We start from the raw sequence: 22010 nt of genomic DNA, 5'->3' as shown, positions 1-22010 counted from the left end.
GTACTATATAAATAATAGACATGTATTCAGTGATACACACACAACAAAATTGTCGGCAGGAGTGGTAGATATGGAGATTAAAGTAGACGATTTGAGCGGTCATCAAGTCATTGGATTAATTGCAGAACATTTGCAGGGCATGGCAGCAGATTCGCCGCCGGAAAGTATTCACGCCCTGGATCTGGATGGATTGAAGAAACCGGAGATTACATTCTGGTGCGCATGGGAAACGGAGGAGCTGCTGGGCTGCGGTGCCATGAAAGAATTGAACTCGGAGCATGCAGAATTGAAATCGATGCGCACAGCATCGGCTCATGTGAGAAAAGGCGTGGCGAGACAAATTCTTGCCCATATAATCGAGGTTGCCAAGAATCGGGGCTATAAACGAATCAGTCTGGAGACAGGTTCGATGGATTCTTTTATCCCGGCGCGGAAGCTGTATGAGGACTTTGGATTTGTTTACTGTGAGCCATTTGCAGATTATAGTTTGGACCCGAACAGTGCTTTTATGACGAAGGAATTATAAATCGAATGATAGATATATAGGCATAACGGCATAACGGGAATACCAGATAACCAGCATTCTGTTGTATACAGACCGCTGGTTTTTTTTGCGTGTAACGATTGTTTTACGAAGTGGTGGACTGCAACAAATCATACATATTAGAGAGCGCAAGGAGAGTAGAATGTATTTAAATGAATGAGTTGGAAGCATACCGATTGGCTCGTATCATTGTGGGGTATAGAACATAAGTCATGTGAGCATAGGCATGGGATGAATTGGCCGTACGGAACTGCTGGGCTGAGGCATGCACAATAGGGTATACTGGACATTATGTTTATGTAAACATGAAATAGGAAATGAAGACGTTTTTTACATCAGGAGGATTGGAATTGGCTCAGACAGAAGGAACATTGCAGAAGAAACTTAAACCAAGACATATTAGCTTTATGGCTATGGGTGGTGTCATTGGAACCGGAATTTTCAAAGGAAGCGCCGAAACAATTGGACTCGCAGGTCCGGGAGTCATTGTAACGTACATCTTTGCAGGATTATTGCTGCTGGTAGTCATGGCTGCGATGGCAGAGATGGCTACAGTATACAAGAACAAGAACATGAAAGATTTTGTGCAGGAAGCATTTGGTAGCAGAGTATCCTTTATTATGGGATGGATGTACTGTTTCCTCTGGTTATCGGTATGTGTGATTGAGGTGATTGCCGCAGGAAGCTTTTTGCAGTACTGGTTCACGGAAGTGCCGCTGTGGATGCTTAGTCTGGCGTGTGCGGTGTTTATAATATTGATTAATCTGTTAAGTGTAGGCGTATTTGGAGAATTTGAATTTTGGTTGGCAGGCATTAAAATCGCCATGATTATTATTTTTATTTTCCTCGGTGCTGGTCTGATCTTCGGGATCATTCCAAGTGACAACACGCCTTATCTGCAAAATTACACGCAAGCAGGCGGTTTCTTCCCTAATGGATGGTCATCGATCTTCTCGGCATTATTGGTCGTCATGTTCTCGTATGGAGGATCTGAGCTTATTGGCCTGACCTTAACGGAGACGGAAAATGCGGACAAGGTGATGCCTAAAATTGTGGGGAACTTCATGCTGAGAATTATGTTGTTCTTCACGCTGCCGATTCTCATCATCTGTGGGCTCATTCCATGGAATGAGCTGGGGCCAGAAAGCAGTCCCTTCGTGCAGGTGTTGGCTTCCACGGGGCTGCCTGGTGCAGCACATATTATGAACTTTATTTTGGTAACCGCTGTTCTGTCTGCTGCGAATTCAGGCATTTACGGCGCGTCCCGTATGATGCACTCCATGGCGGTAGGTGGTGAAGCTCCCAAGGCATTATCTCAAACGAATCGCAACGGCAGTCCGGTAAATACACTTCTGGTATGTGCTGTGATTCTGCTTGGTGGCTCCATGCTGGGCCTATTCGCACAAGATCAGCTCTTTAGCGTGTTACTGGCGGTCCCGGGGTTTGTCGTGATGCTCGTGTGGATCTGTATTGCCACCTCACAGCTGAAGCTGCGCAAGAGATATCCGGTACAACCTACATTTAAGGTCTGGGGATTTCCTTATATCACTGGGGCTGCTGTGCTGTGTCTCGGCGTCATTGCCATCATGTTCGTATTTGATGAAGGCAACCGTTTCAGCATCAGCATCTGTCTCACCGTACTTGCTGTGCTGATTATTTGGTCCCTGATCCGATTCAGGAAAACGAATGGACGGGCATAAAATGAAGTATAATAAAATGAATTCAATTAAAAAATAAAAGGCCGCTCTTGTTGAGCGGCCTTTTTGCGTAAATAACACCATACCGTTATTTACCTGTTATCTTTCTTTCCTGCGATCCACGCTCAATACTGTTTGCTAGAGTTACGAATCATACCGGTAACAGATCGCTTTGCCTCCACTACTCTCGGAACTGAATTCCGGGTCTTCTACAAAACCGAAACGTTCGTATAATCGGATCGCGTTGACCATTTGACCGCCCGTATATAAATACACCGTATTTTTACCCATGTCTTTGGCCGATTCAACACATTGTTGAAGCAGCTTTCTGGCGATGCCATGACCTCTCCACTTGGGATCAACGCCCAACAGCCGAATAAACGGATAATCAATAGGCAGCTCGAAGGTCGGATAGGCCTTGTGCGCGGTCTCGAACAATTGGACTGTTCCAACAATCTGATTATCTATTTTGGCAATCCATAATTGCTTGATGTAAGGATTAGTCGGTGATTCCCGAATATCTTTCAAATAATGTTCCCACTGTTCCTGGGGTTGGAACGTGTCCCGGTACTCGGAGTAACTTCCAATAAGAATATTTACAATTTCTTCATGGTCTGCTTCTGTAGCGGGATGAATCGTTACTGCCGTTGTCATCTCAAGTTCTCCTTCTGATCTTGGTTTAATAAGAGATATAGTTGACTTGAATTGTATCACACCTGAGGGTACTTGATTAATTCAAATGTTCTATATATGACTCATGAAATTCTATGAGTTGGTCTATCCGAACAAGCACATTCAAGGTTCGCACGGTTAAGGTTCATTATAGGCGATTGAGCTGTGTGGAATACAAATTATTGCGATATTCGGTTGGTGTATTGCCTTCGTATTGCTTGAACATGCGCAGAAATAGTTTGTAATCGGAAAAACCGCATTGTCCGGCAATTTCTTTTACACTGGCATTGGTATTGAGCAGCATCTGCTTGGCCCGGCGAATCCGTTCCGTGAGGATATAGGTTTTGAGGCCAAAGCCTTTCTCGCGTTTTACCATTTTGGAGATATAGTCCTTGTTAAAATTAAAGGTCTCGGCAATCTTACCAACCGTAATGTCGGTATGGAGATGAATATCCACCCATTTGCAAATGTGATCTACGATTGCATTGTGCGGTCGATAACCCGCCTGTGTGTTGCGTTCCAGTTCTTTGAGCAGCAGCAGCAATGCCGCATCCGCTTCTTCTGGAGAGAACGATGAACTATGGAGCAGCTGCTTGAACAGCTGATTAGCCATGGACGGAACCTGAATGGTTGCATGGGTGGGATACTGGTCGAACTCTTTCTCATTCGAATCATAATGAACCCAGTAAAAGCTGACGGGAGCATCGCTGATCTGATAACCATAATGGGTGCGGCCAGCCCTCAGAAATAGCAGATCATTTGCACGAACTACGTACTGCTCGTCCTCCTCCGCAATGTACATCTCACCTTCCAGCATCAAAATGACCTCGTGAACAGGCATGCTGCGCCTCATGTGGCTCCAATTGCCTTCGGATATGAACTTGCCGCACAGGTAATGCTCCAATGGCTTGTGCATAGGACGGATTTCTCCACCTTTTCTTGGATTATGAGTCTGATGTAGTTGTATTTTATTTGATAATATGAGGATATTCAAGGCCTATATCAAGAAAGAACGAAGGGGAGAAATGAACATAAACACGGATTTTACCCTTTGTATATCCATATAAGTACTTCTAAATTCCATTACATACCGAGGAGGAGAGAGCAGAATGATTGAAACCAAAAAAGGATTTCTGGGACCTGAGCATGTCAATCTGTTAAATGGCGTTTTTCAAACGTCACAGGAAGTTGGAGAAAAGTATTTGTTATCCCTGGACATTGACCGTTTTCTGGCACCATGTTTTGAGGCCCACGGGTTACCTGCCAAAAAGGAACGGTACGCGGGTTGGGAGGCACGCTCGATCAGTGGGCATTCTCTTGGACACTATCTGTCTGCCCTGGCTGTGACCTATCAGGCGACAGGCAATGAAACGCTAAAGCAAACACTGGATTATGCCGTCAGCGAGCTTGCATCCATTCAGCTGACGACGGGCAGTGGGTATATCGGCGGATTGTCCGAAGAAGCTTTCCGAATTGCATTTCGGGCAGAGCATATTGGCGGTTTCAACATCGGGGAATACTGGGTGCCTTGGTACAGCGTGCACAAAATCTATCGAGGGTTAATTGACGCCTACAAACTAACGGGTAATGGGCAGGCCCTTGAGGTGGTAATACGATTTGCTGATTGGGCGGTAGACGGTCTGAGCCCGATGACCGAAGAACAAATGCAGATCATGCTTCAATGTGAGCACGGTGGCATGAACGAAGTTTTTGCACATTTGTATGGAATCACAGGGAAGCCTGTATATCTTGAGATGGCCAACAAATTCACACATCAAATTATCCTCGAACCGTTGGAACACAAGCAGGACGATCTTCAGGGCAAACATGCCAATACGCAAATTCCGAAAATCATCGGTGCTGCCGAAATCTACAATCAGGACCATACTCACGAGAGTTACCGGACAGCGGCGGAGTTTTTCTGGGACACCACGATTCATCACCGTTCTTACGTATTTGGCGCAACGAGCATTTCGGAGCATTATGAAGCAAAAGGCATGGAGAGTCTGGGCATCAAAACCGGGGAAAGCTGCTGTACCCACAACATGATGCATCTGACGAAGCAGCTCTACACCTGGAACCCCGACAGTGCCTATATGGACTATTATGAAAATGCGATCTACAACCACATCCTGGGCACACAGGACCCGAATACAGGGAACAAAACGTATTTTGCATCCACACTGCAAGGCCACTACAAAATTTACGGTACGCATGATACCGCCTGGTGGTGCTGTACAGGATCTGGCATGGAGAACCCGGGCAAATACGCCGAGGCGATCTATTTCGAGGATGAACAGGATCTGTACGTCAATCTGTATATCGCTTCCCAATTGGACTGGAGATCCCAAGGTATATCGTTGAAGCTCGAAACCAACTTTCCATATTCGGAAAAGGTAACCCTTACGATCACCGAAGGCAGCGCCTCGGCCAATCTTAGATTACGTGTGCCTTCATGGCTGCAGGAGCCAATGACGGCAGCAGTGAACGGGGATACGGCCCATCCACATACTCGGATGGAACCCGGATACCTCGATATCGAGCGCACATGGACCGCTGGCGATGTCATCACCATCACGCTGCCGATGTCGCTTTACCAATACACGTCCCGTGATGATGCGCATAAGGTAGCATTCCTGTATGGCCCGATCGTACTGGCAGGCGCTTTGGGAAACGAAGGGCTGCCCGAGGATACCATCGTGGACGAAACGGCTCTGAATCCCAAAACAGCCCCTGTACCTGTGATCTGGACGGAACAGGAGGATGTGCGCGAATGGATCAAGGTCGTGGATGCAAGTACGCTGACGTTTGAGATCAGCAAGGAGGTCACCTCGGACGGCAACCCGGTGAAGCTGATCCCGTTCTATGATGTGCATCATGAGTTCTATACGGTCTATTGGCCGTTTAACGATGAAGGGGATGCGCTGGAGAAGGAATTGAACGATATCACCATCGACAGAGTACAGCCTGATGGTCAGCAGGATGAGATTGGACATCATCTGGACAGTAATTGCCGTGCCGAACATCATAACGGTTCGTATACAGACAGCCGTAACAAGCTGCATATGTGGCGGGAAGCTTTTGGTGTCAGCGGGTCTTACTTCAGCTACCAGCTGGCGGTGGATGGTTCCGCACCGAATTATCTATGCGTTGCATACTGGGGAGGAGATCATTCTCCTTTTGAACGGGAAGGTACACTGTATGAGAGAGTATTTAGTATCGCCGTCGATGGAAATGTGGTCGGAGAACAGCGGATTCATATGAACAAGATCGACGAAGTGTTCTATGTTACCTATGATATCCCTGTGACGGTTACGTCAGGCAAAGACGGTGTTCGGGTTGCATTTAAGGCATTGGACGACAACGGCTGTGCCGGGAAAGTCGTGGAGGTACGTACAACGCGCAGCAAACCGGAGTTCATCTTTTCGTAAATGAGGTATGGTATGAAAATGGGCAAACACAATGGTATAATAAAAGCAAAATGCTGATTAGGTAACAGAGGAGGTTGGGAGTGTGGCAAAACCGGATAATAAAGGCATCTATAGTTTTCAGGATTGGTTAACTTGGGAGGGTGCATGGGAGTTAATTAACGGCAAAGCATTTAATATGTCTCCAGCACCCACCTCATTACACCAGTTTATTGTGGGTGAGCTGCACTTCTCCTTACGTACTTTTTTTCAGAATCGGAAATGTTTCGTATTTGTGGCCCCTTTTGATGTGTATTTCAGTGAAAATGAACAGTATGACGTAGCTGACCATGTTGTACAACCGGATCTGTCGGTGGTTTGCTCTAAAGACCAAATATCCAAAAACGGCTGTCACGGTGCGCCGTCTCTAATCATAGAAGTGCTGTCTCCTTCAACTGCGCTGAAGGATTTTAACGAGAAGTTTAATCTGTATCAGAAATATGGTGTGAATGAATACTGGATTGTTGACCCTGGCAATCAGACCGTCCATGTGTATACATTGGAAGAAGGCAGTTACCAGACCCGTCATCTGTACACGGAGCAAGAAACGATTCAATCGGTGTTATATCCGGAACTGGAGATTCCGCTTCGGAATTTATTCAAACTGAATTAGATTATAATAGATTTGCTCTAAGCAGTTTAACGAAGAACTAAATCCATCATCACTCCGGCGCTGGCGTCGGGGTGTTTTGTTTTTTATCGAATAAGCCCTATATAAAAAATGACACGCACTGCAAATTTCCACGTATTACCTGATAACATTTCTTTTTCCGCCACCGATTGTTCAAGGGCACCAGGCTCGTTTTCCAGAGGTTACAAAATCTTATCCACGTTGTCCCTCTAAAGATGAAATGGGATAAGCCCATGCCACGTATATTATGAATATCCATATTAATCCACCCGAATGCGGCAACATCATGTACAATGATAGAAATATGCAATTGGAAATATTTAACCTGTAGATCCGACATATAGCGCGAAAGGAGGTCTGATGATTTACATGATGAAGTACATAAAACTGCTGGGGCTGATCTTCGGCATTGTCGTCATGAACGTTCTATTATTCTCGCCAGGATTCATCGGGCTGAATTTTGATGGGGGTGCTTTTACGACAGCACTCTCGGTCACGTTCTTGTTCGGAAGTGCACTTGCTCTCTTTTATGGAAGTTATACCTTGTTGTTCAGACAGCCTGTAGTCCTGCCCGTGAAGAATATCGAAACCCATGAAGATTATGTGGAAGCGTTATCCTTTTATCGACGCATTAAAGTGCTTGAGGAAGATATCACACTGGGATTATCCCAACTGAGCCGCATGAAGAAAAAGAAAGAAACCCTCCTGAACGTGTTGAATCAGCGATTTGATCCGGGGGAACTGAGCTACAAGAAATTTGCTTCGGTCACCCTCGAAGTGGAGAAGCTGTTATACCTCAACATCCGAAGTGTACTGAACCGACTCAATGTGTTCGATGAAGCGGAGTACGCCAGCCTGATGAAGTCCAAATCCGCAACACTTCCCCAGAAGCTTTTTCAGGAAAAGACCAAAGTATATAACGACTATCTCAGCTACGTGAAAAATTCGCTTCATAGCAATGAGGAAATTCTTTTGAAGCTTGACCAGCTAATGCTGGAAATCTCCCGCCTGGACAGCTTTGAAGCTGGAGATATCGAACAGATGCCTTGTATGCAGGAAATTGACCAATTAATCAAGCACACCAAATTATACAGACAGTGAGGGGTTGCCTTATGGCGAAGAAGGGAAAGTTTTTTTTCATATCGATCTTGATGCTGGTGCTCGTGTTCGGCCTGGTATATGCAGGTATTACACTGACGTCGAACGTTGGTAAATCCAGTACACAGGTGACGACAGAGAATGCAGGCAAAGAATTAGGCAAGCTGTATGCGGACATTGCTCCTGCAACAGCTGAACCGGTCAAAGGACAGATTGATCTCGATCCGGTCGATGTGGCAGAGTCTCTGCCGGACATCTCCAAATTCCCGATCACGGTTGAGAATACAACGAATGATTATGTAGAGATATTCTCTTCCATCGAAAAGGCGGGGACCGGAGCGGATGGCTGGTTAACCGAAGTAACCGAAGAGTTCAACAAGGCTAACATAACCGTTGGCGGCAAACAGGTTTCGGTGAAATTACGCAATATCGCATCAGGTACGGCGACCGATTATATCAAGTCTGGTAAATATGTGCCTGATGCGTTTACCCCTTCGAATGAGTTATGGGGCGAGATGGTAGCCGCAAGTGGTGTAAAGACAGACCTGGTATCCAAAAGACTGGTAGGGAACGTTCCCGGTATCGTTATCTCCAAAGCCAAATATGATGCGCTGGTCGACACATACGGCTCGGTGAATGTAAAAACCGTGACCGAAGCGATTGCGAACAATGAGCTCGCGATGGGGTACACTGATCCGTTTGCCAGCTCCACGGGGCTGAACTTTCTCGTGACTGCACTCAACACATATGATAGCTCCAATCCGCTCGGTGAGAAAGCCATTGAGGGTTTTGAGAAGTTCCAGGCGAACGTACCGTTTACGGCTTCTACAACCATTCAGATGCGTGAAGCAGCCAAGTCAGGGCGTCTGGACGCATTTGTACTGGAATATCAGACTTACGTAAACACCGCAGATCTGAAAAGCGGATACGTCTTTACACCTTTTGGCGTAAGACATGACAGCCCGCTGTATGCACTGGGGCAATTGCCGCAGAACAAGCAGGAGATCATTAAGAAGTATGCGGAATTCGTAACTCAAGCGAAATACCAGCAATCGGCTGAGGAATTCGGCTTCAACGGCTTGCAGGATTACAAATCCGAATTGAATACAGTGGATGGCGGTACCCTGTTATCCGCTCAGAAAGTATGGAAAGAGAAAAAGAATGGCAGCAAACCCATCGCAGCCGTATTCGTCACCGACGTATCCGGAAGCATGGACGGAGAACCGCTAAACCGACTCAAGGAATCCTTGCGCAAAGGCCAGAAGTTCTTGGGCACAGACAATAGTATTGGCCTCGTCTCCTACTCTAGTGGCGTAACCGTGAACCTGCCGATTGCCAAGTATGATACGAATCAGCAGTCCATGTTTGTCGGTACGGTGGATAGCTTGCAAGCAGGTGGCGGTACGGCAACCTTCGATGGCATCGTTGTGGCGATGAAGATGCTGGAAGATTACATGGCTACCAATCCAAATGTGAAACCGCTGATCTTTGTCCTCAGTGATGGCGAGACCAACGAAGGTCATACCCTAAAGGATATTCGTGATCTGGTCGAGACGTACAAAGTGCCGATCTACACGATTGGTTACAACGCGGACATCAAGGCTTTGGAGAGCATCTCCAGCATTAACGAAGCGGCGAGCATTAACGCGGATACCGACGATGTGGTGTACAAAATCGGTAACCTGTTCAACGTGCAGATGTAACATGGGTACTGCACTCAAAGTGACCTAGTGTAAGTTCATTATTTTAATTATATAGCACGTAATTTGAGGGGGAACTTGGATGTCGTTTTCGATGGAGATACCTAGCCAGAAGGAAATTCAGAAGGTGATTGAGGAAGAAATAAAGCCTGTACCTGCCGAGGTGGCAGAGCTGCAGCAAGTGGCGGATGCCAACGTAGAGATGATCATGACACTGGATCTCGAATCGCTGGAGAAACGCAAAGAGATCTTGCAATCTATTGACGGCTTTGGCATGAACACCATGAGGTCCTCTTCTGAGAAAAACGCGTTGCTTCAAGTCTCCGTTGGACATCTGTCCAAGACGGGAGACGAGGGCGGTCAGGTCGCCAAAGGCTTGACTGAGCTGCATATGCAACTGAAGGATCTCGACCCAAGCGTGGTCGATTTTGCCAAAACCGGATTGCTCGGTAAATTGTTCAATCCGCTGCGGGCCTATTTCCTCAAATACCAGAAGGCTGACGCGGTCATCGCCGACATCGTGACGTCGCTGGACAAAGGCAGAGCAACCTTGAGAAATGACAACACCACACTGGAGATTGAACAGCAAAATTTACGGGAACTCACCAAACGACTGCAAAAGGAAATTCAGCTGGGTGTGCTAATGGATGAGTCGATTGATGCACAGATCGAAGCCGCCAAAGTCCGCAACGAGGACCCGGAGAAAGTTCGTTTTATCACGGAAGAAGTGCTGTTCCCGCTCCGTCAGCGGGTCATGGATTTGCAGCAAATGCTTGTGGTGAACCAGCAGGGCATCATGGCAATTGAAGTCGTCATCCGCAACAACAAGGAACTGATCCGCGGTGTGGATCGGGCCAAAAATGTAACGATCTCGGCATTGAAAATTGCCGTCACCGTCGCAAGTGCACTTTACAACCAGAAGATTGTGTTGCAGAAAATCGAACTGCTCAACCGGACGACCAATGATCTGATCGCAGGTACGTCCAAAATGCTGAAAGATCAGGGCATTGCCATCCAGAAGCAAGCTTACGATGCCAGCATTTCGGTGGATACAATGAAGCAGGCGTTCACAGATGTACTTTCTGCGCTCGACTCGATCAGCGTTTATAAGCAGGAGGCGCTGCCGCGGATGCGGGAGACCATTAACCAGTTCCGTGAACTGGCGGATACCGGGGAGCAACAGATTCAGCGGTTGGAGAAAGGGCAGAAGCTGGGGTTATAATTTTAACTTTCATAAACCAATATAGCGACCGTTCCTTGTTAAGCACTTGGGAATGGTCGCTTTTGATATTCTTTAAGAATAGCTTTGTTCTTGAAATTCCCTTCAATGAACTCATTTTAGGTTAGACTGGACAACCATATTGCCCGGTTTGAAATTAATGATTTTAAATAACTCATCTGCCATATACGCGGGACTATGCTTGAATTCTTGCCTAATCCATTCAATAATCATGCCAAAGATCGCATGGGACTGGTAACTTGCCAGTAGCTCACGGTTAATGTGGGACGGGAATATTTCGTTCAGATCCTGAAGGGCAAGGTCACGCAGAACATCGCAGATCATCTGTTGGAAATTGGAGGAGGCCTCCGACTTCACAACCAGAGTGTAGAATTGTGCATGCTGATGCACATGTTCAAATATTTTGATTGCAGAAGAGGGCATATGACTTACTTCAAATATTTCTTTATCCAGATAAGGTTCGCGATAGGAGAAGACCAGATCCTTGATCACGTCATCAATCATTTCATTGAAGAGGTCTTCCTTGTATTGATAATGTCTGTAAAAGGTACCTCGATTCAGATCGGCCAGTTGTACGATATCGGTAATGGATATTTCCTTAAACGACTGTTTTTGCATTAATTGGATGAGAGCATCCTTCAGCGCCGCTTTGGATTTTTTGATTCTTCGATCCATGGAATTTGGAAGTTCGGTCATATACAGTACTCCTCGTAAATGGATATTTTAAGATAAAGTACATTCTGAATGGGAAGTGTTGATTAACGTACAATTGGGCAAGCTTTTACTGATTGAACAAGATTGCTATGACTTATTATACTAAGGATAAGAGTTAATGAACATTTGTTTGTTAACTTATTGTAAACGAATACATGGAGGATGATACAATATGAGACTTCAAGATAAAGTAGCAGTAGTCACAGGTGCAGGTTCCGGCATGGGCAAAGCAATTGCAACACTGTATGCACAAGAAGGTGCAAAGGTGGTTGTATCGGATATCAATGAAGCTTCAGCGCAGGCGGTTGCAGAGGATATCAAGGCAAAAGGTGGAGAAGCGACGTTTGTGGTTGCGAATGTGGCGAAGGAAGAGGATATTCAGAATCTGATCGATACGACGGTTAACACTTATGGAACAGTGGACATCCTGGTCAATAATGCAGGCATTATGGACAGTATGGAACCAGCTGGCGACATTGTGGATGACAAGTGGGAACGGATCTTTGCAATCAACACCACAAGTGTAATGCGTGCAACCCGCAAAGTGCTGCCAATCTTCTTGGAAAAACAAAAAGGCGTTATCGTTAACATCGCTTCAGCAGGCGGATTGCATGGTGCACGTGCAGGCGCGGCGTACACAGCTTCCAAACATGCAGTCGTGGGATTCACGAAGAATACAGGCTTCATGTATGCTCAGCAAGGTATTCGCTGTAACGCGATTGCTCCGGGCGGGGTTGAAACCAATATCGCTTCCACAATGACAAACATTAATCACTTCGGTGCGAGCAGACAACAGCTGGGAATGGCGATTAATCCGCGTTCAGGTAAAAGTGAAGAGATTGCACAGGTAGCCCTGTTCCTCGGTTCGGATGAATCCAGCTTTGTGAACGGAACAGTCGTAACAGCAGATGCAGGATGGAGCTCCTACTAATCTATCGTTCATAACTGAAATATGCAAAGAAGCTCATACCCGTGTATGGGCTTCTTTTGCATGTTCACAACCGTGAGAACGTGGGATGTGAGGAAGTAGGACAAACGTTTGCACAGGCATGTCTACGCATTCCCAGATAACGTAAAGAGGGACGAATCCCGAACAATTAAGCGGTGCGGGATAATAACCGGATTCTGAGGCAGATGTTCACCATGCAAAATTTTCAACAATACCTGAACCGCAGTATAACCTAGCTGATAAGTTCCGATATCAATGGAACTGAGCGGCGGGGAAGCAAGCTCTGATAAGGCAATATTATTAAAACTCACAACACTTATATCTTCAGGAACGTTATATCCCAGTTCGGCCAGAGCACGAAGCACTCCGAAGGCAACATTGTCGTCGATGACAACGAGGGCGGTTGGTCTGTCTGGCAGCGACATGAACAGGGACATCGCCCGGAAGCCGCTTTCCTGCAGGAATTCTCCTTCCACGATCCAGTCATTGTTAGCATCAAGACCCGCTTCTTTAAGTGCATTATTGTATCCCCGCAAGCGATCATGAGACAACGTCAAATCCGGTGGTCCGCTAACAAATCCGATTCGTTTATGTCCTTGGGCAATCAGATGTGTAGTTGCATCGAATGCCGTTTGTATGTTGTTATTGTCCACCATCGGTGCATCGGGATGCGTTTCGCTGCGACCAATCAGTACAAAGGGGAACTTTTCCGCCTCCAAAAACGATATGATCGGATCTTCGCGTTTGGAGCCTAGCAGCAAAATACCATCCACGCGTCGCCCATGTACCAGGCGGGATATGGCATTCAATTCATCACTGGAAGACGTTTCGGTGGAGAGAAGAAGTTCATAATTCATGCGGGTGGCATGCGTAATGATTCCCCGAAGTAATTCTCCGAAAAAGTAGTTCTGAAACAGCTCTTCAGCAGGTCGGGGCAGCATGATACCCAGGGTATGAGTCGTTTTGGAAACAAGGCTTTTGGCCATCATATTTGGATGATAATTTAGTTCTTTCATGATTTGCTTCACTTTGAGTGACGTTTCCGAACTGATTCTGGGATGGTTGGAAATAACCCGTGAGACCGTAGAAGGGGATACACCCGCCAATTTGGCAATATCTTTGATTGTAATCATGTGAAAAATCCCTTCTGTACAAGCATTTCAACATGTCTCCTATGTTAATTCAAAGACTTTGATAAATCAATTGCTAACTGCATCATGGTAAAGAAGAGGTAGCGAAATAAAGGAAGACGGCGGGAGATCAAGGAAATCGGAAATTACAGGGACATATGCCGCCAAAATGAAGGAAAATGAGCAAAAATGACTTGTGCAAACGTTTGTGCAAATAAAGTTAGCTATTGTATGATGTGATTGTTATTATAGCGCTTACATGACTTGAATCAACATACATCTAAGAAAATTCATCCCGATTACATAAGGATTGGACCAGTCTGAGGTTAATATGAGCAAACGTTTGTATTACGTTCGAACGGATAGATGCCGAACTTCAGAATACAGGAACAGTACACAGAAAAACGGGTGAAAAGCGCAAGTACAGCATCGATCATGACTACGAAAAGGGGGAATTTCAATGAGAAAATGGCAGCAAGCAGCACTTGCAGGATTCATGGCACTCACACTTACCGCATGTTCAAGCGGAGGTGGAGGCGCTGCGCCAACCACAACAGACAGCGGTGAGACTGGTGAAACAACAGTGACCGCGGAAAATATTCAGCCAGAAGAGGGCGCAAGCCTTGTCATATGGGAGGATAAAAATCAGCGGAGCTTTATCGAGGAGCGAGCGAAGAAATTTGAAGAGGAGTACGGCGTTTCTGTAAAGATCGAGGAATTACCGCCGACCGATCAGGTGACCAAGCTGACAACGGACGGACCCGCGGGATTGGCTGCGGATGTGGTGGTTTTCCCGCATGACAAGATTGGCAGCGCTTCAGAAGCCGGACTGATCTTGCCGAACGATATTTTTGAGCAACAGACCACACAATCATCCAGTGACAATGCGGTTAAAGCCGTAACCTTCAAAGACATCTTATACGGCTATCCCTACAGCGTAGAAACCTATGCGCTGTTCTATAACAAAAAGCTTTATCCCGAAGCACCGAAATCATTTGATGACATTATTAGCTTTGCCAAAACCTTTAATGACACCAAAAACAACAAGTACACTCTGATGTGGGAGCTCCAGCAGTTCTATTACAACTTTGCTTACCTGGCTTCCCAAGGTGGATATATCTTTGGCGATGAAGGCATGAACAGCGAGGATATTGGCCTCAACAATGAAGGAGCCATCAAGGGCGGCCAATTCTTGCAAACGCTGAAATCGGAAGTACTGCCTGTGAAAATGGGCGATGTGAACTATGACATCAAGAAAGGTCTCTTTTCAAGCGGAAAACTGGCTATGGATATTAACGGACCTTGGTCCATCGCCGATTATCGCAATGCCGGCATTGACTTCGGTGTTGCTCCACTTCCGGCGATTGAGGGCAAACCGATGACCTCCTTCTCTGGAGTCAAGGCATATTACGTCAATGCATTCACAACCTATCCGAATGCTGCCAAGCTGTTTGCGGCATATCTCTCCAGTGCCGAATCTCAGATGGTCAACTTTGAGATGAACGGAACTCTCCCGGCCAATAAAGACGTTGCGGCAGATCCGAAGATTCAGGGAGATGAAATTACAAAGGCATTCCTTGAGCAATTCAACAACTCCACTCCAATGCCTTCGCTTCCTGCCATGGACAGCGTTTGGGGTCCCATCAGCGCGGCAATTACCGACATATGGGATGGAGGCAAGGATGTAAAAACCTCTCTGGATAACGCAGTCAACCAAGTCAAGGAGAGCCTTGCAACTGTCCAATAAATAAAAAAAGAGCAGGTGCAGAGGAAGTCAACATGTCCTCTGCACTCTGCTATAACTGATCGGTAACTTCGCTTGCCGGGAAGGAGTAGGAATGAATGAAACAGCAGCATGTTCCAGTCACTGTCAAGCCGAATAGAGAAAGACAGCATCGCATGACAGCGGCTGTGTTGTCCGTGGTCCTGCAAGGACTTGGACAGTTGTATAACCGTCAATGGATCAAGGGAATCTGTTTTCTGATCCTGGAGGGAATTGGACTCGCATATCTGATTCCTCGTTTGAATCAAGCCGTATGGGGAGTATGGACGCTGGGCGAGCAGACGCAGCGTTTTGTCAAAGTGAATGGATCAACGGTGCTGCAGCAGGGCGACCACTCCATCTTTTTGCTGCTCAATGGAATTATTGTACTTTTAGTGTTTTTCGTTTTTCTTCTGCTGTATATCTTCAATATCCGGGACGCGTACCTCACGGGAAAATTAAGAGAGGAAGGAAAGCAGGCTACCAGAGCTTCTGCTTCCCTGAGATATCTGCTCGATAAACAATTCCCGTATCTTTTCTTGTCGATTCCAGCCCTCGGTATCCTGTTTTTCACGATTATGCCGATTTTGTTTACGATTACGCTGGCCTTCACCAACTACTCGGCACCGGATCATATTCCACCCGCCAAGCTGGTGGACTGGGTGGGCTTTAAGACGTTTACGGACCTGGTTCAGCTTAAATCGTGGAGCCATACCTTCTTTGGGGTATTAACGTGGACGGTCATTTGGGCCATTCTGGCAACGATCACTACCTATTTTGGGGGCGTGTTGGTTGCGCTTCTCATCGAACAGAAGGGCATTCGTTTCAAAAAGCTGTGGCGGACGATATTCATTCTTCCTTATGCCATTCCGCAGATTATCTCTCTGCTTCTGATGCGTAACTTGTTCAACGGACAGTTTGGCCCCATTAATACGTATATGAAGGCTTTTGGTCTTGAGGGGCTGCCTTGGTTAACCGATCCGTTCTGGGCAAAAGTTACCGTCGTCATTGTCAACATGTGGATCGGAATCCCGGTCAGCATGGTGCTCATCCTGGGCGTGTTGACGGCGATTCCACGGGATTTGTATGAAGCGGCTGAGGTAGACGGGGCGTCCGGCTTTCAGAAGTTCCGCATCATTACACTTCCCTTTATCATGTTCGCCACAACACCGGTGCTCATTATGCAGTTTGCCGGGAATTTCAACAACTTCAATGTCATCTTCCTGCTGACGAATGGTAATCCGCTGCGTGGCGATTATCAATATGCGGGATCAACCGACCTTCTCGTGACCTGGTTGTATAAACTGACGTTGGATAACAACAAGTTCAATATGGCTTCGGCGGTCGGCATTATTATCTTCCTGATTATTGCGTCGTTCTCCATCTGGAATTTCCGTCGTTCCAAATCGTTCAAGGAGGAGGACATGATTCAATGAAAAAGCGCAACAATCCCATGCGTCTGACGATCAGTTATGTACTGCTGGTCATCATTGCCATCGTATCGGTGTATCCCGTCTTGTGGATATTTCTATCGTCACTGCGTCCAGGTGCGGCCCTGTTCAGTGAACGTCTGTGGCCTGAAGCGTTCACGCTGGCACATTATGGGGAGCTGTTTAACAACCCGTCGTTCATGTATGGAACGTGGTATCTGAACACGTTGAAGATCGCCTTTTTCACCATGATTTTCTCAACGCTTATGGTTACGTTGGGCATGTATGCCTTATCCCGTTTCCGGTTTCGCGGTCGGAAGACCATTCTATCCACCATGCTGATCCTGGGGATGTTCCCCAGCTTCATGAGTATGATCGCCATTTATATTATTTTGCTTCAGATCAAATTGCTGGACACCCATGCCGCGTTGATTCTGGTCTATTCGTCCGGGGCCGTGCTGGGTGGATTTATTGTCAAAGGGTTCTTTGATACCATCCCGCGCAGTCTGGATGAAGCCGCACGAATTGACGGCGCCAGTCATCTGCGCGTGTTCACCAGTATCATTTTGCCGTTGTCCCGGCCGATGCTGACCTATGTAGCTTTAACCAGCTTTACGGGTGCGTGGATGGACTTTATCTTTGCCCGGCTGGTACTCCGGACGAAAGAGAACTGGACCCTTGCAGTCGGCATGTGGGATCTGGTTAGCCGCTATCAGGACAGTAACTTTACGATGTTTGCTGCCGGGGCCGTACTGATCGCCATTCCGATTACGTTGTTGTTTGTATTCCTGCAGCGTTTCCTTGTGCAGGGGCTGACCTCTGGCGCCTCCAAAGGATAAAATGATAAAGGATATAAACAGTTAACCGCATAGACAGCCTGTAGAACATACCCAGGCCACCACCAATCAGGCGCTTCTGAGAGGTTCCATTCATCGCTGGAACTGCTTCGGAAGCGCCTGTCTGCTGTTTGAGACCGAATGATAAAAGGAGGAAAGATCGATGGGAACGCTACAGTCCCCAGAACCCGAATTGGGGCCAAACGGGGCTCGCACTGCTGCGGAGAGTCAGAAAATGGCCAACAGGGCGCTTTGGCGCAATGTTGCTTATCGCAGAATTTTATGCGGCTACGGCATCTCTGTATTCGGTGATTGCTTAAACGGCATTGCCATCAGTCTGTGGGTGTTGCAGACCACGGGAAGTGCCAAGAGCATGGCAGCTGTGCAGGTATGTAATATGGTCGTCAGTTTTCTGTTTGGATCATTCGCGGGTACGTTTGCCGACAGGCTGGATCGCAGAAAACTGATGCTGTCGTCGGACTTGTTCCGTGGAGCCATGGCGTTTATCATCGCAGTGAGTCTGTTTGTACTGCACGCTCCTTTTCCATTCGTGCTGCTCTTACTTTCCCTTTCGATGTTCTCCAGCTTGTTTCAGGCGCCTGCATTTCATGCTTCGGTAACCAGTCTGGTGGGGAGGGAGCATCTGCAGCAAGCTACAGGAACCATTCATCTGGTCGATAATATTGCCCGTATCAGCGGACTGGCCGCAGCGGGGATTGCAGTTTCTGCATTTGGAGGGTTTACGGCCATCATGATTACGGGTGTGACCTTTTTATTGTCTGCGATATGTGTGATGTTGGCCGGACGTTTTCCTGATGTACAACGTTCTTCCATGCATAGAGGATCGTTCGTCAAGGAGTGGGGTAGCTCGTTCTCCTACATCTTTGCACATCCCCTGATTCGCTCCATCGTCATTCTTAATCCGCTGCTGATTCTCTTCTTCATGTCAGCCATCATGCTTGTTCAGGTCATGGCGGTCAACGTATGGCAGGCGAATCCTGTCCAGTTCGGACTGATCGAGACGTGTATTCCTTTGGGGTATATGCTGGGTTCCGGGATTCTGATTGCCTCCGGCAACCGGTTGAAACGAAGAGGACGATGGGTGTTTATCGGTTTACTGGTCCTTGGTCCACTGTATATGCTGTTATCCAAGGTATCCTCTCCATTGCTGGCCTTGCCGCTGATTATTGCCGGGGGAGCCATGTTTGCGTGCTGTACGATGTTAACCCAGATCATGATGCGTGCCGAGGTTCCTGATGAGCTGCAGGGAAGAATCTACGGTGTGCTCGGTACCATAACAAGTACAGCCCCGATCCTGGGATTAACGGTGGTTTCGGTTCTGGCCGATCAATGGGGTGCCCAAACCGTGTTGGAAAGCCTTGGGGCGTTGCTTTTGGTGGTAGGGGTGGTCGCAGCAGCAGGATTGAAATCCATTCGGACCTATCGATAGCCAAGCATGCCATGTCAAAGGTAAAACAAGCTCAATCAAAGAACCCGGAGCAGGCGCTTATCGCGTCTGACTCCGGGTTGAATGATAGGAAGATGAAGGAATGACTATTGCCAGTCCACTGTAACGGTTGCCGTTCCGCTGGTTGGTGTGGTGAAGGTATGGTTATTACCATTTTCCCACGTGATGGTAGAGCCGTTCTTTTTGAAAAACTTGAATTCCAGTTTCGTTCCAGCAGGTACGCTGACGTCGTAGTACCAGGTTGGATAGGAGTAGATCACCTGATTAAACGCTGGACCTATGGCGAGAGGACCTGTGGACCAGTTGCCCAGCTCCGCGACATTACCTGACAGATAGAGATTCTGACCAAGCGTGGTGGATGCATTGTTGATCACAAAACGAACGGAAACCTGATTGCCACTAAGAATCGTGAAATTGTTATAGGTGTTACTGTTGACTCCGCTGGCTGCGACTTTAACTGCATAGTTGCCGGCAGCAACAGCAGGGATGGTCACTTTGATCTGAGTATCTTCCCATGATGTAATGGCTGAACCGGTCACAGCTGTTGTACCGAAATAGACCGTGCCTTTGGTAGTACCGAATCCGCGACCATCAATAGTAACGGTGTTGCCCGCTTTACCCATGGTAGGACCTACATGCCCGATGGTTGGCGTTGTGGTATTGGCTGTATACTGCCAAACTGCTGTGGCTCCTGCGGCCAAAGTGAAGGTAGAGACGTTACCTCCTGTGGAGGTAATGTTATTACCGTTTAGCGCACCTGCAAGTACATCGTTGTATGTTCCAGAAGGGAGCGATGTAGTAAGGCCGCTGATGGAAGTGGAATTCGAGAGATTGCGGTTAACCGCTACGACAGCCACGTTGTTGCCGAATTTACGTTCATACACATACACATCATTGTTAATCCAGCGCTGCTGGGTAGTTCCGTAAGCGATAGCTGGATTGGTTTTGCGTAATGGTGCCAGTTTGCTGATGACGTTAAAAGCGGTTGTTGTTTTGGAGAATGAAGGCATTTTTGCCCGGTTGTTAGGGTCTCCGTTACCCGTCAAATATTGTTCCGTACCGTAATAGATAGCTGGCACGCCGCGCGAAGTAAGTGTAAATGCAAGAGCTTGTTCCAGGCGACGGTTGTTAACGGCACTTGTTTTGAATCTGTCCATGTCGTGGTTATCAATGAAGGTAACCTGATCATTCACCTGGGCATAATCAGCCGCAGTACTGGTGATCATGGCATCCAGGGCAACCATCGAGGACGTATTATCCCGGAACACGTTACGTACTTCATTGTTGAAACGGAAGTCGAGCAGACTCATGCCGGATTGGTTGGCGAAGTTGGTGTTGTCGGCGTCTGAAGCCGAGGAACCCAAGAACCATTCACCAAACGTAAACACCGGTTTGTAGCCGTAGATGGAGGACATCCAGTTCTTTTGCCATCCCATCGGCATATGCTTGACCGCATCCACCCGGATTCCGTCAATGCCCATATCCAGCCAGAGCTTGATCGCATCTTTGAAATAGGTGTCAATCGTGCTGTTGTTGTGATTCAGGTCAGCGAGATCATAGAGGTTTTTGTAGATACCGTTCTCCAGTGTGGAGAAGTCAGAGCCGCCATTGTGGTGGAAGTATTTGTTCGTATCATTGGTGTAGCCACCAAGCAGTGTGCCGTTATTGTACAACTTTCCATTCTCTGCGAATGAGGTATCGGTTTCCATGGCAGGAGAGGTATGGTTGGGAGCAAAATCAATGATCACTTTAATGCCCTTGGCATGTGCCGTATTGATCAGGTTCTGGAAATCGGTCATCGTACCGAAAGCAGGATTGGTCTTCTTGAAGTCACGTGCCCAATAGCCGTGATAAGCCGTATTGTTGACACCGGAATAGTTAATCAGCGAGTAAATGTTCTCCACAGGCTGGGAAATCCAGAGTGCCGTAATGCCGAGATCGGTAAAATAATTGTCGTTGATCTTGTTAATTAGTCCTTGCCAGTCGCCCCCGCAATAGAGCTTCAGGTTGGAACAGGAGGCGTCATAGGCCCCTCCGGTAGGGTTGTTGGAGGGATTGCCGTCCAGAAAGCGATCGGTAAATACTTGATAAATAACATCGGTGCTGAAGTTCTGCTTGTTGGTTACAGCCGTATCCGCATCTGCGAATACGGAGGCCGCCGGGAATATTGGCAGTGCACTTCCGGCCAGCAAGCTGAAGCTCAGCGTGGTACTGAGGATGATTCGCTTGGTCCATTTGAACATGGTAATCCACCCTTCGTTTATTTAGATGTGTGTTCTCTTCCTTGGTTAGAAAAGCGCTTTCAATTTAGCCATTGGCAGGTTATTCTTAACGATATCCCCTCCTTGTGAATGCCAACAACCCCGGCACCTCCTGATGGAGTTACCGGGGTTGTCCTAAACCGATTGGGTTTAAAAGCATGGCCCTCTTGTTATAATCACAACGTTATGATAATTAAATAATGGTTTGCTTGTCAATAACTTTTTCCTGAGCATTTATTTTCTATTTCTATATTTACAATCAGGCTTAACAGATTTAAACTATTCGCAGACCCACCAATATAAGGGCTATGCATTTTAGAACATTTCGGTGTTTTAAAACAACCCCGTCTCTTCAGAGACGGGGTTGTTTGTCGATGTAGCCGAAGGAAGAACAAAGCAGGCATAACCGGA

General features: G+C 47.1%; 17 protein-coding genes. 12 read left to right on the top strand and 5 right to left on the bottom strand.

What is annotated here, in order from left to right:
* Window positions 1–70: 70 nt before the first annotated feature.
* Both Q0V21_RS23045 and Q0V21_RS23040 read left to right on the top strand, forming a co-directional pair.
* Window positions 71–526 (top strand): GNAT family N-acetyltransferase, encoded by a 456-nt coding sequence (locus Q0V21_RS23045; protein WP_301880781.1) that lies wholly within the window; start codon window positions 71–73, stop codon window positions 524–526.
* Between the two features lie 335 nt (window positions 527–861).
* The gene (locus Q0V21_RS23040; protein ID WP_443146192.1) at window positions 862–2244 is read left to right on the top strand and encodes an amino acid permease; all 1383 of its coding nucleotides are present in this window, start codon (window positions 862–864) and stop codon (window positions 2242–2244) included.
* Between the two features lie 141 nt (window positions 2245–2385).
* Here Q0V21_RS23040 and Q0V21_RS23035 read toward each other — a convergent pair whose 3' ends face one another.
* Entirely contained in the window at window positions 2386–2895 is a 510-nt protein-coding gene (locus Q0V21_RS23035) for a GNAT family N-acetyltransferase (RefSeq protein WP_301880779.1), read from the bottom strand.
* Window positions 2896–3061: 166 nt separating this feature from the next.
* Complete coding sequence (locus Q0V21_RS23030; protein ID WP_301880778.1) at window positions 3062–3829, bottom strand: helix-turn-helix transcriptional regulator; 768 nt, start codon at window positions 3827–3829, stop codon at window positions 3062–3064.
* 193 nt (window positions 3830–4022) lie between these two features.
* On the opposite strand from Q0V21_RS23030, the gene Q0V21_RS23025 reads away from it, so the two are divergent.
* The 5 genes from Q0V21_RS23025 to Q0V21_RS23005 all read left to right on the top strand — a co-directional run bounded on the left by Q0V21_RS23025 (window position 4023) and on the right by Q0V21_RS23005 (window position 11031).
* Window positions 4023–6344 carry a beta-L-arabinofuranosidase domain-containing protein gene (locus tag Q0V21_RS23025; RefSeq protein WP_301880777.1) on the top strand — a complete coding sequence of 774 codons (2322 nt, stop codon included), beginning with the start codon at window positions 4023–4025 and terminating at the stop codon, window positions 6342–6344.
* 82 nt (window positions 6345–6426) lie between these two features.
* Window positions 6427–6993: a Uma2 family endonuclease gene (locus Q0V21_RS23020; RefSeq protein ID WP_079349984.1), complete on the top strand. Its 567-nt coding sequence runs from the start codon at window positions 6427–6429 to the stop codon at window positions 6991–6993.
* A 387-nt stretch (window positions 6994–7380) separates the two neighbouring features.
* Window positions 7381–8112, top strand: coding sequence for a hypothetical protein (locus tag Q0V21_RS23015; RefSeq protein WP_029880720.1), 732 nt, complete (start codon window positions 7381–7383; stop codon window positions 8110–8112).
* An 11-nt stretch (window positions 8113–8123) separates the two neighbouring features.
* Window positions 8124–9812, top strand: coding sequence for a vWA domain-containing protein (locus tag Q0V21_RS23010; RefSeq protein ID WP_079349982.1), 1689 nt, complete (start codon window positions 8124–8126; stop codon window positions 9810–9812).
* 79 nt (window positions 9813–9891) lie between these two features.
* Complete coding sequence (locus tag Q0V21_RS23005; protein ID WP_301880776.1) at window positions 9892–11031, top strand: toxic anion resistance protein; 1140 nt, start codon at window positions 9892–9894, stop codon at window positions 11029–11031.
* Between the two features lie 111 nt (window positions 11032–11142).
* On the opposite strand, the gene Q0V21_RS23000 is transcribed toward Q0V21_RS23005, so the two are convergent.
* Window positions 11143–11745: a TetR/AcrR family transcriptional regulator gene (locus Q0V21_RS23000; protein ID WP_301880775.1), complete on the bottom strand. Its 603-nt coding sequence runs from the start codon at window positions 11743–11745 to the stop codon at window positions 11143–11145.
* Between the two features lie 190 nt (window positions 11746–11935).
* Here Q0V21_RS23000 and Q0V21_RS22995 point away from each other — a divergent pair, with 190 nt between their 5' ends.
* Window positions 11936–12694, top strand: coding sequence for an SDR family oxidoreductase (locus tag Q0V21_RS22995; protein WP_079349979.1), 759 nt, complete (start codon window positions 11936–11938; stop codon window positions 12692–12694).
* Between the two features lie 122 nt (window positions 12695–12816).
* Here the strand turns inward: Q0V21_RS22995 and Q0V21_RS22990 are convergent, their stop codons facing one another.
* Complete coding sequence (locus Q0V21_RS22990; RefSeq protein WP_079349978.1) at window positions 12817–13845, bottom strand: LacI family DNA-binding transcriptional regulator; 1029 nt, start codon at window positions 13843–13845, stop codon at window positions 12817–12819.
* A gap of 457 nt (window positions 13846–14302) precedes the next feature.
* Between Q0V21_RS22990 and Q0V21_RS22985 the strand changes: the two genes are divergently transcribed.
* The 4 genes from Q0V21_RS22985 (at window position 14303) to Q0V21_RS22970 (ending at window position 19320) form a co-directional block, all read left to right on the top strand.
* Entirely contained in the window at window positions 14303–15589 is a 1287-nt protein-coding gene (locus Q0V21_RS22985; protein WP_285077592.1) for a sugar ABC transporter substrate-binding protein, read from the top strand.
* 95 nt (window positions 15590–15684) lie between these two features.
* Window positions 15685–17040, top strand: a complete 1356-nt coding sequence (locus Q0V21_RS22980; RefSeq protein ID WP_301880774.1) for a carbohydrate ABC transporter permease — start codon at window positions 15685–15687, stop codon at window positions 17038–17040.
* Entirely contained in the window at window positions 17037–17873 is an 837-nt protein-coding gene (locus Q0V21_RS22975; RefSeq protein WP_024628944.1) for a sugar ABC transporter permease, read from the top strand. The genes Q0V21_RS22980 and Q0V21_RS22975 overlap by 4 nt, the downstream gene beginning before the upstream one ends.
* A gap of 160 nt (window positions 17874–18033) precedes the next feature.
* Window positions 18034–19320, top strand: coding sequence for an MFS transporter (locus Q0V21_RS22970; RefSeq protein WP_301880773.1), 1287 nt, complete (start codon window positions 18034–18036; stop codon window positions 19318–19320).
* A gap of 104 nt (window positions 19321–19424) precedes the next feature.
* Here the strand turns inward: Q0V21_RS22970 and Q0V21_RS22965 are convergent, their stop codons facing one another.
* On the bottom strand, window positions 19425–21581 hold the full coding sequence (locus Q0V21_RS22965; protein ID WP_301880772.1) for an alpha-amylase family glycosyl hydrolase: 2157 nt from the start codon (window positions 21579–21581) through the stop codon (window positions 19425–19427).
* Window positions 21582–22010: the final 429 nt, after the last annotated feature.

Source organism: Paenibacillus sp. 11B (assembly GCF_030487755.1).
Lineage (GTDB): Bacteria > Bacillota > Bacilli > Paenibacillales > Paenibacillaceae > Paenibacillus > Paenibacillus vandeheii.
Note: the sequence above shows the minus strand (reverse complement) of the source record. Positions and strands in the feature narration are given on the sequence as shown.